The following is a 13,981-nucleotide window of genomic DNA, read 5'->3' on the forward strand; positions in this document are numbered from 1 at the left end:
CGATGACCGAGTTCCGTATCCCCGGCATGTCCGCCTCGGCGGGCGCCTACCGCAACCGCGCGCTGATCACGATCGCCGCAGTCGCCGTCGTCACGACCGGAGTCGTCGTCGGACTCAAGCTCGTCCCCGACGACACGACCGAGATCACCGTGCTAGCGAGTTCCGTGGCCGGCGGCATCCGACCCGGAGCCGCCGTCGTCCTCAACGGCTCGGAAGTCGGCGTCGTCAGCGGCATCGCCGCGACCGCTCCGGACAGCTACTCCGTGACGCTCGACCTCACCGGCGACCGCGCGGACGACGCCCTCGCCGTCCTCAGCGACCAGACCGTCGTCTCGTACGCGCCGAAGAACCTGTTCGGGATATCCGCCGTCGTCCTGACGAGCCAGTCGGGTGGGACTGCACTGCACAATGGATCCACGCTCGACGCGGGCGACCCCGAGGACGCGACGATGACGACGTTGCTGCGCAAGCTCAGCGACGTTCAGAACGAGGCGTTCGACCCGTACATGAGCGATATCCTGACCGTCGCCGCGAAGGCGACCGACGGCCTGCTCCCGATCCTCGGTGTGGCCGGTCAGATCATGAACGACGTCGCCGAGACCCAGGTCGTGAGTCCGCGCCAGACGTTGCCGCAGTTCGCGCAGCTGGTCGGCGGGGTGCGCGGCACCGTCGACGACCTGCTTCCGCCCATCCGCCGACTGATGGACTGGCAGGCTCCACGACGAGCGGGCTTCAGCGAGCTCGCCGAGCAGGGGCTGTCGTTCACCGAGGGGCCGGTCATGGACGAGATCACCGCGCTGCTCTCCGATTCCGAACTCGGGCAGACGTCTCCCCTCATGCCGGTGCTGACCGCATTCTTCGACCGCGTCAACGACACGTTCCCCGATTCGCGGACCAACGGAATCCAGATCGCGACGCTGATCGAGAGACTCCGCAAGGCCCTGCCCGCAGGCCCCGACGGCAAGCCGGTGCTCACCGTCAACGCGGTACTCGAATCCGCGCCGGGACTGAAAGCCGCCCTGGATCTGACACCCGAGAAGGGACGGGGTGCGAAATGACCAAGTTTCCCCGCGCCCTGGTCTACCTGATCGTGTTCGCCGTGTTCTGTGTGGCAGGCGGACTGTTCATCAGCAATGCCATCGTCCGCCCCATCGACACCGCGACCACGAAGTACACCGCCGACTTCACCAGCGTCGCCGGACTGAAGGTCGGCAGCGACGTGCGCGTCCTCGGCGCGCGCATCGGCAAGGTCACCGACGTCCGGGTCCACCATGACGACCAGGACGGCACATCGGTCGGCCGCGTCGAATTCGAGATGGACGAGAACCAGAAGATCTACGACGACACCCGGCTCGCGATCCGGTACCTCAACCTGACGGGGATCCGCTACGTCGACGTGCAGCATCAGGCGAAGACGGGTGCCGGAGTCCGTGCGGGTCGGGTGGTCGGCACCGACAAGACCGATCCGTCGTTCGACGTGACCCGCGTGTTCCACGGCCTGGCTCCGGTGTTCGCGACCATGAACACCGAGGACATCAACCACTTCTCCGAGAGCCTGCTCGCGGTGATCGAGGGCGACGGCTCCGACTTCAGCGAGTTCGTGGCCTCCCTCACCGACGTCGTGCGGTTCGCCGACGACCGCGCCGCCGTGATCAACACGCTCGTGGACAACCTGGCCGAGCTCTCCGGCTCGGCGACGGGCCGCTCGCAGTACATCACGCCGATCATCGACTACATCTCCCGCTTCGGCAGCGTCCTCGCGCGGTGGACGCCGTCGCTGCGTGAACTCGCCGACACCACCGGCGACCTCTTGATTCAAGCCGACAGCCTGCTGGCCTCGCTCGGTATCGAACCGAACGGGACCCCGGACGCGAGTTCGTTTCTGGCACAGGCGAAGCCGACGCTCGAAGCCGCCGTCTCGTTGCTGTCGCTGGCCCCCGTCCTGCTCGACACACTCAATTCGGTGCTGCCCGCTCCGGGTGCGACCCCGACCGCGTCGACGTGCGGCAAGGGTCGCGCCGAGATCCCGAAGCAGGTCCAGCTGTTTCTCCGCGAGAGCCAGGTGACCTTGTGCAAGCGATGAAGATCGTCACCGCGCCGTTCCGGTGGATCGGCGCGCTCATCGGGTGGGTCATCAACCCGCGCAATCGAACCGCTTCGCACGACCGTGCGCTCGACTTCGGATGGGGCGTCGCAGCGCTCGGCGTCACCGTGGTCGCGCTCGTGGCGGGCGTCGCCGTCTACTGGTACTCCCCCGGCCACTACCGGGTCGTCGCCCAGTTCGCCGAAGCCGGCCAGCTCGAGTCCGGCGACAGCGTCCGAGTCGCGGGCGTACCCGTCGGCACAGTCAAGAAGGTCGAACTGCGCAGCGACCACGTCGACGTCGAGATGGCCGTCGACTGGGGCACGTTCCTGGGCGACGAGACCAACGCCGACGTGAAGATGCTGACCCTCGTCGGCGGCAGCTACATCGATCTGACCACCGTCGGCACCGATCCGCTCCGCGAGCCGATCCCCGAGAGCCGGACCAGCATCCCGTTCACGCTCGCCGAGACGTTCCAGAAGATGCAGCCCAAGCTCGACCAGATCGATGCGGCGCCCGCACGCACGAGCATCGCCCAGATCGGCCAGGCGCTCGACGACAATCCCGACGCCCTGCGCGAGAACCTGACGACGATGCGATCGATGCTCACCAACCTGCAGAACCGTCAGGACGAGTTCGGCTCCATGCTTGCGCTGGCCGCCGACTACTCCGAACAGATCAACGCCAACGGCGACGTGCTCACCCAGCTGGCGCGCAACCTCGACTCGTTCGTCACCGAGTACTCGGTGTTCGGATCACGACTCAACGTCGTCCTCGACCACCTGGCGCTGCTCCTCGAACGAGTCCGCGGCTTGTCGATGATCTACCTGGCCGACATCCAGCCGCTCGTCGACCAGATCGACGCCGTCGGTCGCGAGTTCGGGCCCGCGCTGGAGCGCTACGGACCGATGATCGGCCAGGCTCGCGACCTCATCTATCGCCTCGAGGGGATGGTGCAGCCCGACGGCTCGATCGTCGTCGATCAGGGCAAGATCGTGCTGACCTCCGACTTCTGCATCCCCATGCCGGGGGTGAAGTGCTGATGATCGCCAAGGTCCTCGCATCGCGCTGGCTGATCACCGCGGGCGCCATCGCCGTCGTGCTCGCCGTCGCCGCCGGGTTCCTCATCGCCGACGCACGGTCGTCACGCACCGCGCAGTACTGCGCAGAGTTCAACGACGCGATCGGGCTGTTCACCGGCAATCAGGTGACCCGGCGCGGCGTCCCCGTCGGCGAGATCACCGGCGTCGAGTCGACGGGCGGGCACGCCGTCGTCCGATTCACCGTCAGCGACGACGTGCAGATACCGGCCGACGCCGAAGCTGCGACGGTGGCTCCGTCGGTGATCGCCGTCCGACAACTCGCGCTCCTCGGCGACTACGACGGCGGCCCCGAGCTGCAGCCCGGACACTGTGTCCGGCTGGCGAACACGAACACCCCGGCATCCATCTCCGAGTCGCTCCAGAGCCTGTCGGACGTCGCGTCTCAGCTGACCACCGCGGGACCGCTCAGCGAGACCAAGCAGATACTGTCGGCGATGTCGAACCTCGACAAGGCCCTGGACGGCACCGGCCCGCTGCTGAACACCATCATCAAACAACTCGCGACGCCCGGGAACTCGCCGATCACCGGTGCGCTGGACGACACGTCGCGCATCATCGACAGCGTCAGTTCCCTCTCGACCGGTCTCGCAGACAACTGGCCGTTCCTCGAATCGTTCATCACGCAGATCTCCGACGTCGTGAAGCCACTGATCCTGCCGACCATCGGCAGCGTGAGCCGGATCATCGGCGCCCTCCCGGAGACCCTCACCGTGCTGAGCACAGTGATCGACCGGTACAGCCACTTCGTGTGGCCCGCCGCCGACGTCGTCGTCCCGATTGCGCGGGTGGTCGGCAACGGCATGCGCAACTTCGGCGACATCCTCGGGATCGTGCCGGTGCTCATCCGCGCCTTCGACATCTCGTTCGACCAGCGCTCACTCGGTCTGCGCATCAAGTACACCCCTCCGACCACGCGTGTCCCCGCCGAGGACCCGACGAGGACGTGCGCCAACATCAACCGCTACGCGCCGGGCCAATGCACCGTGACCGATCCCTCCGGGATGGAGATCGACGCGTTGACGCTGGCCTTGACCTTGACGGGAGCGGCCCGATGACCGCCTCGATTCGCGCGGCAGCACGTCCCGTCGTCCGCATGATCGTGCTCGTCGTCGCGTCCGCCCTCGCTCTCACCGGCTGCTCGACGTACGCCGAGTTCGCGCCCGAGAACCTGCCGACACCGCAGGGACTCCGGGACGGACGCCAGATCAGTGCGCTGGTCCCGACCGCCGTCAACCTCCCGCTCGATTCGACGGTGCTCGTCAACGGCCTCGACGCAGGCGGGGTGTCGGCGATCGAGCCTGCCGACGGCGCCACCCGGATCACGATGCGCATCGACGACGCGACCGCCGTCTCGGCGCGGGCACGATTGGAACTCAAGCAAGACACCCTGCTCGGCGACACCTACGTGTCGATCACCAACCCTTCCGACCCGACGGCCGACGCGTTGCCTGCGGGCGGGACGCTGGGCATCGAGCAGGTCGCCGAGCCGGTCCAGATCGAGCAACTGCTCTCGAGCCTCGCGAACTTCCTCGGCAGCGGAAGTCTGCTGCAACTCGGCGCCACCTTCAACCGGATCGACGGCCAGTTCCCCGAGGACCCGAAGGACATCGTCAAGATCCGGTCGGTCCTCGCCGACACGCTCGACACCTGGGCGTCGAACACCTCCGACCTCGGATCGATCCTCACCGACGTCGCGGGCCTCTCCCAGAAGCTCGCATCGACGAAGGGCACGCTCGAATTCGCGCTGAGCCCGGCGGGCGTCAACCAGTTCCGCGCCATCAGCAGCACCACCTACATGGTCGCCATCCTCGCCCGACTGTCCGACGCGCTCGGTCCGGCGATGCCGCTGGTGCCGGTCCTCTCGAGCTTGACCCGAGTGGTCCGGGACGTCGTCACTCCGCTCCTGATCCCCGGGTTCCCACAGAACGACGTCTCGAACGCCGAACTGCTCACCGACGTGATCGACGACAAGGTCCTGCCGTGGCTCAAGAACGCGCCGGGAGTGAATCTGCGGTCGGTGACTGTCGCGAACGGCGTGTCCGATCGTGACCTCTCCCGCGAGATGGCCCGCGTCTTCCGCATGTTGGGCATGGTCCGATGAACCGGAACAGTCGGATCGAGCTGGCACTGAACATCATAGCGTTCGCGACGGTGATCATCGTCTGCGGGGCCTACCTCGCGACCCAGGCCTACCACTGGCGACCGCTCCAGGACACGAGGACCGCGTACGTCGAAGTCACCGACACCAACCTGGTCCTCGAAGACACCGGCGTGTTCGTCAGCGGCATCCGGATCGGGAAGGTGTCCGACGTCAGGATCCAGCCGGACGGCGCCACCCTGGTGCTCCGATACGACGCCGCCCATACGCTGCCCGCCGACTCCGTTCTATCGATCGGCCTGCAGTCGGCCCTCGGCGAGCCCTACCTGAACTTCACCCCCGGCTCCAGCGGCGGACCTGCACTCCAGAACGGTGCGACGATCGCCGCGGAGAATCTGAACGAACCCGAATCGATCCCCGGGATCTTCGATCAGGTCTCGACGATGTCGTCGGTGTTCGACGCCGGTCCGATGTCGGGGATCTTGGAGTCCGTCGCGCAAGCCCTCGACGGCACGGAGGGATCGCTCGACCGCATCAGCGACGGAACTCGCCTGGTGGCGACGATGCTGATGACGCACTCACCGCAGATGCGAAAGATGTTCGCCAACACGCAGGTCTACACGTCCAACCTGGACTGGATCATCAAGACGCTCCCCCAGTTCTCGGGCGGTCTGCGCGACATCGTCGTCAAGTTCCTGGCCGCGTTGGAGGCGACCGGCGACCTCGTCGACAAGGGGCATCTGAACTCGGCGGCGCGCGACTCCCTTCAGCCCTTCCTCGCGAAGCTCAACCCCTATGTCGCGGACATCATCCCGCCGGTGATGGACGCCGTCGGTCCGCTGATGCCGATCGCGGTCGCGGTCGACGACACCGTTCCGCAGATCGACATGAGCGCCTTCCTCGCCCAAGCACTGAAACTGTTCGGCGGCGGCGACGGCGTCGACCTCGTCATAACTCAACCGAACTGACCCACTCACCCCGACTGCATTTCCGTATCGAACAGGAGTATCCGATGTCTGAGAACGATCCCGACACGAGCGGCGTGGCCACGGTCGACGACGCGGTCGACGAGAAGACCGCCCCAGAGATGGCTAACACAGAGACGACCAACGCCGAGACGACCGACACCGAGACCTTGTCTCAGAAGAACGCCCGGGAACCGGGTCGACGGGGGCAGGTGACGATGTCGATTCCCGCCCTGGTCGCCTCGCTGATCGCCGGACTGCTGATCGTCGTGCTGGCTGCGACGACAGCACTGTTCGTGCTCCGGGACTCGTCCGCGCGCAGCGATCTCGACACGATGCGTGCGACCGCCGCCGATGAAGCCGGAGCCGAAGAGGTGGCGGGCAAGTACGCGGTGTCGGCGGCGACGCTCGACTACCAGGATCTGACGCCGTGGATCACGGCGATGAAGAAGGGCGTCAGCCCGGAACTGTCCAAACGCTACGACGCGGTCGGTCAGACGATGGAACAGATCATCACCCCGTTGCGTATGAAGACGAGCGCCGAACTGGTGACGACGTCGGTCTCCGACTCCGAAGGCGACCTGTTTCGGGTCGACGCCGTCGTCAACGTCAACACCGCTACCGTGCAGAATCCGGGCGGCGCCAATGCCGTCGCCGTCTACAAGCTGACGCTGGACCGGTCGAAGGACTGGCTCATCACCGAAGTCGGCGACCCGACGAACACCGTCGCAGGGAACCTCGGATCCGCACCCGATGCACCGGCGCCTGCCGCGCCCGCGCCTGCCGCCCCGGCCCCCGCTGCCCCCGCCGACGGGGCGCCCGGTAACTGACATGCGTATCGATGACCGGCCGCGGCCGTCCGCGATCGGCGGCTTCACCGACAACTTCAACGACAACGCACTCGGCCCGGTCCGCACGTTAGGACGCACGTTCCGGCTGGCGATCGTCTCGATCGTCCAGATGTTCCTGGACATCGTCCGCGGCGAGTTGAAGATCCGCGAGACCATCGTCATGGGCTGGTATCTCGTCAGCGTCACTGCGGTGCCCGCGTTCTTGATGGCGATCCCGTTCGGTGTCATCGTCACCATCCAGATCGGCAACATCATCAACCAACTGGGCGCCCAGTCGTTGCTGGGCGCCGCGAGCGGCTTCGCCGTGATCCAACAGGCGGCCCCGCTGGCGTCGGGGGTCCTCCTCGGCGGCGCGGGAGCGTCGGCCATCGCAGCCGATCTGGGCGCACGAACCGTGCGTGAGGAGATCGACGCGATGCGCACGATGGGCATCGACCCGATCCAACGTCTCGTCGTCCCGCGCGTGCTCGCTGCCGCGATCGTCGCACCGCTGCTCGCGCTGTTCATCATCCTGGTCGGTGTGATCGCGGCGTTCTACCTCGCGGTGACGATCCAGGGCGTCGGCCCCGGCAGTTACTGGCAGTCGTTCGGCGCGTTCGCATCCGGCCGCGACCTGATCCTCGGCGTGATCAAAGCGATCGTCTTCGGCATCATCATCGGTGTCATCGGCTGCCAGCGCGGACTCGAAGCACGCGGTGGTCCGCAGGGCGTCGCGAACGGCGTCAACGCCACCGTCGTCATCTCGACGGTCGGCATCATCGGAGTCAACTTCATCATGACGCTCGTCTACACGGTGTTCTTCCCGATCCAGATCGGTTAGCCGCGCACATCGCGCGATCAGATCTGCGCCCATGACAATATGGACCCTATGCGTGCATTTCTGGTCCGAAGCGCCCTCACCGGCGTCGCCTTGTGGATCGCGACTCTCATCGTCCCCGGCGTCGAGTTCGACTTCGGCGATCTGACGTCCTGGTGGACCAAACTCGGTGTCGTCCTGCTCGTCGCCGCCGTCTTCGGCCTCGTCAACGGCTTCATCAAGCCGATCGTCCAGATCCTCTCGATCCCGCTGTACATCCTGACCCTCGGCCTGATCCACGTGATCATCAATGCGCTGATGCTCAGACTGACGGCGTGGCTCACCGACAACGTCTTCCATGTCGGACTCGAAGTGGACGACATCTTCTGGTCGGGGATCTTCGGAGCCATCGTCATCTCCATCGTCGGCTGGCTGACCGCACTGGTCATGAGGGACCGGCTGGAGAACCTGTGAGAGCAGTCCTCCAACGGGTCAGCGCAGCGTCGGTCACGGTCGACGACGAGATGGTCGGGTCGCTCGATCTGCCGGCGGGCACGCAGGGGCTCGTCGCCCTCGTCGGCGTCACGCATGGCGACGACGAAGCGCGCGCACGTGCTCTCGCCGACAAGATCCGAGGTCTCCGGATCCTCGACGGCGACGACGAACGACCACAGGTGTCGGCCGCCGACCTCGACGCCCCGATCCTCGTGATCAGCCAGTTCACCCTGTACGCCGACACCGCGAAGGGCCGTCGCCCGTCGTGGAACGCGGCGGCGCCCGGGCCGGTAGCCGAACCGTTGGTCGACGCCGTCGTCACTGCGTTGCGCGATGCGGGCTCCACTGTGGCGACCGGCCGGTTCGGCGCTCACATGCACGTCGACCTCGTGAACGACGGACCGGTGACGATCGTTCTCGACGTGTGACCGCCGACCCCATCCAGGTCGGCGTTTCCGCAGGCAGCACTGGTATTCTTGCGCGGTGCCAACGCCGTTCACCGCCCGTGTCCGATCTCTGGGCGACCGCTCGCCCCTAGTGCTCGTCGGTGCCGCGGCACTGCTGTTGGCCGTGGCCACCGCGATCGGTCTCGCACTCGGCGTCTGGCACGGATACCTGGACTTGATGGTGTACCGACTCGGTGCGCAGGCGTGGCTCGACGGCGACGGCGTCTACGGCCCGCTACCCGCACTGGGCAACGGCGACATCCATCTACCGTTCACCTATCCCCCGCTCGCCGCCATCGTCTTCGCGCCGCTCGCCGCCCTCCCCGAGGCTGCCGCGAGCGCCGTCATGTTCGTGTTGTCTCTCGCCGCCATCGGGCTCACCGTCTGGCTCGTCCTGGACCGGATCCGACCGTCGACCGACCGAGGTGTGCGGTTCGCGATCGTCCTGGCCGTCCTCGCAGCGGCCGAGTACATCGAGCCGGTCCGCGAGACTCTCGGCTTCGGACAGGTCAACGCATTGCTCATGGCCGCCGTGGCGTTCGACGTCCTGACCAGATCGGACAAGTGGCCGCGCGGCGTCCTCATCGGGATCGCGATCTCGATCAAGTTGACGCCCGCAGGCTTTCTCCTGCTGTTCCTGTTGCGCAAGGACTGGCGAGCCTTCGCGACGACGATCTTCTCCACCGTCGTCGCCGTCGGCGTCGCCTGGCTCGTGATGCCCGACGACTCCCGTGAGTACTGGTTCCACAAGCTCAGCGAGACGGGCCGGATCGGAGCCCCGCACTTCGCCGGCAATCAGTCGTTGAAGGGCATGGTGTTCCGCTTCGGCCTCAGCGAGTCGGCGTCGACGGTGCTGTGGCTGGGGCTGTCGGCCATCGCGGTTGTCCTGGCTGCAGTGTGGATGCGCCGTCTGCTCGCCGACGGCAAGCTGGCCGCGGCGCTGATGGTCAACGCCGCGGCGATCCTGTTGGTGTCACCGATCAGTTGGTCCCACCACTGGGTGTGGGTGGTCCCCGCTCTCCTCATCGCTGTGAACGCCGTCGCCGTCAACAAGGCCGCGACCGGACACCGCGACCGCTGGCTCACTGCGGCGATCGCGCTGACCGTCGTCCTGTTCTATGTGGGCCCGCATTGGTTGCTGCCGGCCCGCGACGATCTCGAACTGACGTGGACGTGGTGGCAGCAGATCATCGGGGCGTCGTACGTGATCGTCACGGTCGCGGTGATCGCTGTCGGAGCCTGGCACGCTCGCGACGCAGCGCGCGTCACTGCACGTCGGTGATGCACCAGCCGTCGCTCTCGCGGCGGAGCGTCATCGGCATGTCGACCGAGGCCGAGCCGTAGCGGAGCGCTCCTGCCACTGTCGCAGTATCGCCGGTGATGGTGACGTCGTCGACGACGACCTCTCCCTTCCGTGTTCCCTCGCCGCCTGCCGGCAGCTCCGGGCCTTGGCCGCTGACGACGGGACCGAGCGCCTGGCACATGCGATCCGTCGCTCCGCGCAGGTCTCCGTCCGACATGTCGTCGAGGTAGCCGCGCGCCTGGTCCTCGACTTGTTCGGTGTCGGACTTGGGCCCGTCGCCCGAGGTCGCCGCCCGGTAGATCGCGTAGCCGCCGATGATCACCGCGAGCACGCAGATCGCGGCGATTCCGAGCGCAGCGAGCCGTCGCCGCCGGTCCGGGGCGGACAACTCGGTGTCGGGTTCGTTCGATCGCGTCGTCATAGTGGATGGAATCGTACTCTGGCCCACACGCGAGAATCGCGCCGTCGCACATAATCGTGCGACGACGCGATCGTCGGATATCTAGGTCAGATTCCGGTCACGGCCGGACGGTGAGGATCCGCGGACCGTCCTCGGTGACGGCGACGGTGTGCTCCCAGTGCGAGGCCCGGGTGCCGTCGTCGGTCACGACGGTCCAGCCGTCGTCGAGTTCGGTGGTGTCCTCGGTGCCGAGCGTGAGCATCGGTTCGATGGCGAGCGTCGAACCGACCACCAGACGCGGACCGCGGTTGGCTTTGCCCTCGTTCGGAAGGAACGGCTCCATGTGCATCTCGCGGCCGATCCCGTGGCCGCCGTAGCCTGCGACGATCCCGAACTTACGACCGAACTTCTCTTCGGCCGCACGGGTTCCCGCTTCGATCGCGGCCGAGACGTCGGTGAGACGTCCGCCCGGGATCATGGCGGCGATCCCCGCCTCCATCGACAGCCGGGTCGCCTCGTTGAGCTCGTCGTCCGGCGTCGACAGGTCGCCCACGCCGAACGTCCACGCCGAGTCGCCGTGCCAGCCGTCGAAGATGGCTCCGCAGTCGATGGACACGAGGTCGTGCTCGGCCAGGACGACGTCCTTGGACGGGATCCCGTGCACCACGACCTCGTTCACCGACGCGCAGATCGATCCGGTGAAGCCGTGGTAGCCCTTGAACGACGGGACCGCTCCGGCCTCGCGGATCACGGTCTCGGCGACGTCGTCGAGGTCGAGCGTCGTGGCTCCGGCGACGGCGGCCGAACGGACGGCGACCAGCGCGGCCCCGACGATCTCGCCTGCGGCGGCCATCACGTCGAGTTCGCCTGCCGTCCGGAACGGCACGGCTTTGGGTTTGCGGAATCCCACGTGCGTGTCAGGCCTTGCCGAGGGCCGACATGACGCGCTGGTGGACCTCTGGCAGCTCACCGACGGCGTCGATGGTCTTGACGGTGCCCGCGTAGTGGGTCAGCAACGGAGCGGTCTCCGCCTCGTACACCGACATCCGGTTGCGGATGACGTCTTCGGTGTCGTCGGCGCGGCCGCGAGCCAGCATGCGTTCGACGACCACGTCCGCGTCGACCTCGAACGACAGCACGCCGTCGAGCTCGGTGCCCAGATCGTCGAGGATGCCCTCGAGTGCCACGGCCTGCTCTGTGGAGCGCGGGAAGCCGTCGAGGATGAATCCCTTGGCGGCGTCCGGCTCGGCCAGACGTTCACGAACCATGTTGATGGTGATCTCCGGCGGGACGAGGTTGCCGGCGTCGAGGAACTTCTTGGCCTCGACCCCGATCGGGGTGCCCTGCGAGATATTCGCCCGGAAGAGGTCTCCGGTCGAGATGTGCGGAATGCCTAAGGCTTCCGACAACAGCTCTGCCTGCGTGCCCTTGCCTGCTCCGGGAGGACCTAGGATGACGAGTCTCATTTCAGGAACCCTTCGTACTTGCGTTGCATCAACTGGCTGTTGACCTGCTTGATGGTGTCGAGGCCGACGGCCACGATGATCAGGAGCGCCGTGCCACCGAACGGAATGTTCTGCGCGCTGCTCCCACCAAGGTCCATGAACAGGTTCGGGAGGATCGAGATTATGCCGAGGTACAGCGAGCCCGGCAGGGTGATTCGGTTGAGCACGTAGCCCAGGTATTGCGCGGTCGGCCTGCCCGGTCGGATGCCCGGGATGAAGCCGCCGTAGCGCTTCATGTCGTCGGCGCGCTCTTCAGGATTGAACGTCACCGCGACGTAGAAGAACGTGAAGAACATGATCAGCAGGAAGTACAGCACGATGTGGAACCAGCTGGACGGGTTGATCAAGTTGTCCTGCATCCAGACCTGCCAGCCCGACACCTCGGTGTTGTTCTGGTTGGTGATCTGGAGGATCAGCTGCGGGATGTACAGGAGCGACGACGCGAAGATCACCGGGATGACGCCTGCGGTGTTCACCTTGATCGGCATGTACGTCGACGATCCGCCGTACATCTTTCTGCCGACCATGCGTTTGGCGTACTGGACGGGGATCCGCCTCATGCCCTGCTCGATGAACACGACGGCGACGAGGATGATCAACACCGCCACACACACGAGCCCGAAGGCGAGGCCGCCGCGCGACTGCAGGATGGAGCGACCCTCGGATGGCAGACGCGCCACGATGCCCGCGAAGATCAGGATCGACATGCCGTTGCCGATGCCGCGCTCGGTGATGATCTCGCCGAACCACATGACGAGCATGGCGCCCGCGGTCATGACGAGAACGATGATGATGAGGCCGAAGATCGACCGGTCGGAGATGATCTCCTGAGAGTTACAGTCGCCTCCGGTCGTCGGCAGCAAGTTACCGCTGGCGGCGAGTGCGACGATGCCCGTGGACTGCAACAGTGCCAGTGCCAACGTCAGGTAACGCGTGTACTGCGTCATCTTCGTCTGGCCGGACTGGCCTTCTTTTCGCAACTGCTCGAACCGGGGGATGACCACGGTGAGGAGCTGAACGATGATGCTGGCCGTGATGTACGGCATGATGCCGATCGCGAACACTGACAGCTGCAGCAATGCGCCGCCGGAGAACATGTTGATCAGCGAGTAGATCTGGCCGGAGTCACCTTGACTGGCGGCTTCGACACAACGGTCGATCTCTTTGAAGTTCACCCCTGGCGACGGCATCGTCGCGCCAAGGCGGTACAGCACGATGATGCCGAGGACGTAGAGGATCTTCTTCCTCAATTCGGGCGTCCGAAAGGTCGCCACGACGGGGGAAAGCACCAAGTCCTCCTATAAGCACCTGAGTCTGCGGACCGCTGGCCAGCATTCTCGGCGTTCACGCTCGAAAGATTCCGGGCACCCTGTCTTCAGGGCGCCCCTACGAACTCTAACAGTCGTCCAACCACCGCCGGTCAGGCGAGCGGGTCGCGGACACGAGTGTCCGTTTTCCGCTCGCCTGACCGGGTGATCAGATGTGCACCAAGCTCTTACTGCTCGGTTGCACTGCCGCCGGCGGCGGCAATCTTCTCTTTGGCGGAACCGGTGAACTTGTCGGCGGTGACGTCGACCTTCACGTTCAGTTCGCCGTCGCCGAGAACCTTGACGAGACGGTTCTTGCGGACTGCGCCTGCTGCCACGAGCTCGGCGACGCCGATGGCGCCACCCTCGGGGAACAGCTCGGCGAGGTCGCCGACGTTGACGACCTGGTATTCCACGCGGTTGCGGTTGGTGAAGCCCTTGAGCTTCGGCAGACGCATGTGAATGGGCATCTGTCCGCCTTCGAAGCCGGCAGGCACATTCTTGCGGGCCTTGGTTCCCTTGGTGCCGCGACCCGCGGTCTTACCCTTGGAGCCTTCACCGCGACCCACGCGGGTCTTATCGGTCTTCGAGCCCGGTGCGGGACGAAGGTGGTGCAGCTTGATGGTCAT

General features: G+C 66.1%; 16 protein-coding genes. 11 read left to right on the forward strand and 5 right to left on the reverse strand.

Annotation, left to right across the window (positions count from 1 at the left end; all coding sequences use genetic code 11):
- Nucleotides 1-2 precede the first annotated feature (2 nt).
- The 11 genes from L5G32_RS00210 to L5G32_RS00260 are packed head-to-tail and all read left to right on the forward strand — an operon-like array spanning nt 3 to nt 10,119.
- Nucleotides 3-1,058, forward strand: coding sequence for an MlaD family protein (locus tag L5G32_RS00210; protein ID WP_237009002.1), 1,056 nt, complete (start codon nt 3-5; stop codon nt 1,056-1,058).
- Nucleotides 1,055-2,083 (forward strand): MlaD family protein, encoded by a 1,029-nt coding sequence (locus L5G32_RS00215; RefSeq protein WP_237009003.1) that lies wholly within the window; start codon nt 1,055-1,057, stop codon nt 2,081-2,083. The genes L5G32_RS00210 and L5G32_RS00215 overlap by 4 nt, the downstream gene beginning before the upstream one ends.
- Nucleotides 2,080-3,126 (forward strand): MCE family protein, encoded by a 1,047-nt coding sequence (locus L5G32_RS00220; protein WP_237009004.1) that lies wholly within the window; start codon nt 2,080-2,082, stop codon nt 3,124-3,126. Before L5G32_RS00215 ends, L5G32_RS00220 begins: the two co-directional genes overlap by 4 nt.
- Nucleotides 3,126-4,241 (forward strand): MlaD family protein, encoded by a 1,116-nt coding sequence (locus tag L5G32_RS00225; RefSeq protein WP_237009005.1) that lies wholly within the window; start codon nt 3,126-3,128, stop codon nt 4,239-4,241. Before L5G32_RS00220 ends, L5G32_RS00225 begins: the two co-directional genes overlap by 1 nt.
- A complete protein-coding gene (locus tag L5G32_RS00230; RefSeq protein WP_237009006.1) occupies nt 4,238-5,287 on the forward strand; it encodes an MlaD family protein in 1,050 nt (349 codons plus the stop codon). Before L5G32_RS00225 ends, L5G32_RS00230 begins: the two co-directional genes overlap by 4 nt.
- Nucleotides 5,284-6,252 (forward strand): MlaD family protein, encoded by a 969-nt coding sequence (locus L5G32_RS00235; protein ID WP_237009007.1) that lies wholly within the window; start codon nt 5,284-5,286, stop codon nt 6,250-6,252. Before L5G32_RS00230 ends, L5G32_RS00235 begins: the two co-directional genes overlap by 4 nt.
- A gap of 44 nt (nt 6,253-6,296) precedes the next feature.
- Complete coding sequence (locus L5G32_RS00240; RefSeq protein WP_237009008.1) at nt 6,297-7,079, forward strand: hypothetical protein; 783 nt, start codon at nt 6,297-6,299, stop codon at nt 7,077-7,079.
- Between the two features lies 1 nt (nt 7,080).
- On the forward strand, nt 7,081-7,920 hold the full coding sequence (locus tag L5G32_RS00245) for an MlaE family ABC transporter permease (RefSeq protein ID WP_237009009.1): 840 nt from the start codon (nt 7,081-7,083) through the stop codon (nt 7,918-7,920).
- A 48-nt stretch (nt 7,921-7,968) separates the two neighbouring features.
- Complete coding sequence (locus tag L5G32_RS00250) at nt 7,969-8,370, forward strand: phage holin family protein (protein WP_237009010.1); 402 nt, start codon at nt 7,969-7,971, stop codon at nt 8,368-8,370.
- Nucleotides 8,367-8,819: a D-aminoacyl-tRNA deacylase gene (gene dtd / locus L5G32_RS00255; RefSeq protein ID WP_237009011.1), complete on the forward strand. Its 453-nt coding sequence runs from the start codon at nt 8,367-8,369 to the stop codon at nt 8,817-8,819. The genes L5G32_RS00250 and dtd overlap by 4 nt, the downstream gene beginning before the upstream one ends.
- Nucleotides 8,820-8,874: 55 nt before the next feature.
- Nucleotides 8,875-10,119 (forward strand): glycosyltransferase 87 family protein, encoded by a 1,245-nt coding sequence (locus L5G32_RS00260; protein ID WP_237009012.1) that lies wholly within the window; start codon nt 8,875-8,877, stop codon nt 10,117-10,119.
- Here L5G32_RS00260 and L5G32_RS00265 read toward each other — a convergent pair.
- The 5 genes from L5G32_RS00265 to rplO form a co-directional block, all read right to left on the reverse strand.
- Complete coding sequence (locus L5G32_RS00265; RefSeq protein ID WP_237009013.1) at nt 10,103-10,561, reverse strand: Rv0361 family membrane protein; 459 nt, start codon at nt 10,559-10,561, stop codon at nt 10,103-10,105. The two genes, L5G32_RS00260 and L5G32_RS00265, sit on opposite strands and share 17 nt — an antisense overlap.
- A 97-nt stretch (nt 10,562-10,658) precedes the next feature.
- Nucleotides 10,659-11,450: a type I methionyl aminopeptidase gene (gene map / locus L5G32_RS00270; protein ID WP_237009014.1), complete on the reverse strand. Its 792-nt coding sequence runs from the start codon at nt 11,448-11,450 to the stop codon at nt 10,659-10,661.
- A gap of 7 nt (nt 11,451-11,457) precedes the next feature.
- The gene (locus L5G32_RS00275) at nt 11,458-12,006 is read right to left on the reverse strand and encodes an adenylate kinase (protein ID WP_237009015.1); all 549 of its coding nucleotides are present in this window, start codon (nt 12,004-12,006) and stop codon (nt 11,458-11,460) included.
- Complete coding sequence (secY, locus tag L5G32_RS00280; RefSeq protein ID WP_237009016.1) at nt 12,003-13,334, reverse strand: preprotein translocase subunit SecY; 1,332 nt, start codon at nt 13,332-13,334, stop codon at nt 12,003-12,005. The genes L5G32_RS00275 and secY overlap by 4 nt, the downstream gene beginning before the upstream one ends.
- Before the next feature lie 206 nt (nt 13,335-13,540).
- Nucleotides 13,541-13,981, reverse strand: a complete 441-nt coding sequence (gene rplO / locus L5G32_RS00285; RefSeq protein WP_237009017.1) for a 50S ribosomal protein L15 — start codon at nt 13,979-13,981, stop codon at nt 13,541-13,543.

Source organism: Gordonia zhenghanii (genome assembly GCF_021738965.1).
Lineage (GTDB): Bacteria > Actinomycetota > Actinomycetes > Mycobacteriales > Mycobacteriaceae > Gordonia > Gordonia zhenghanii.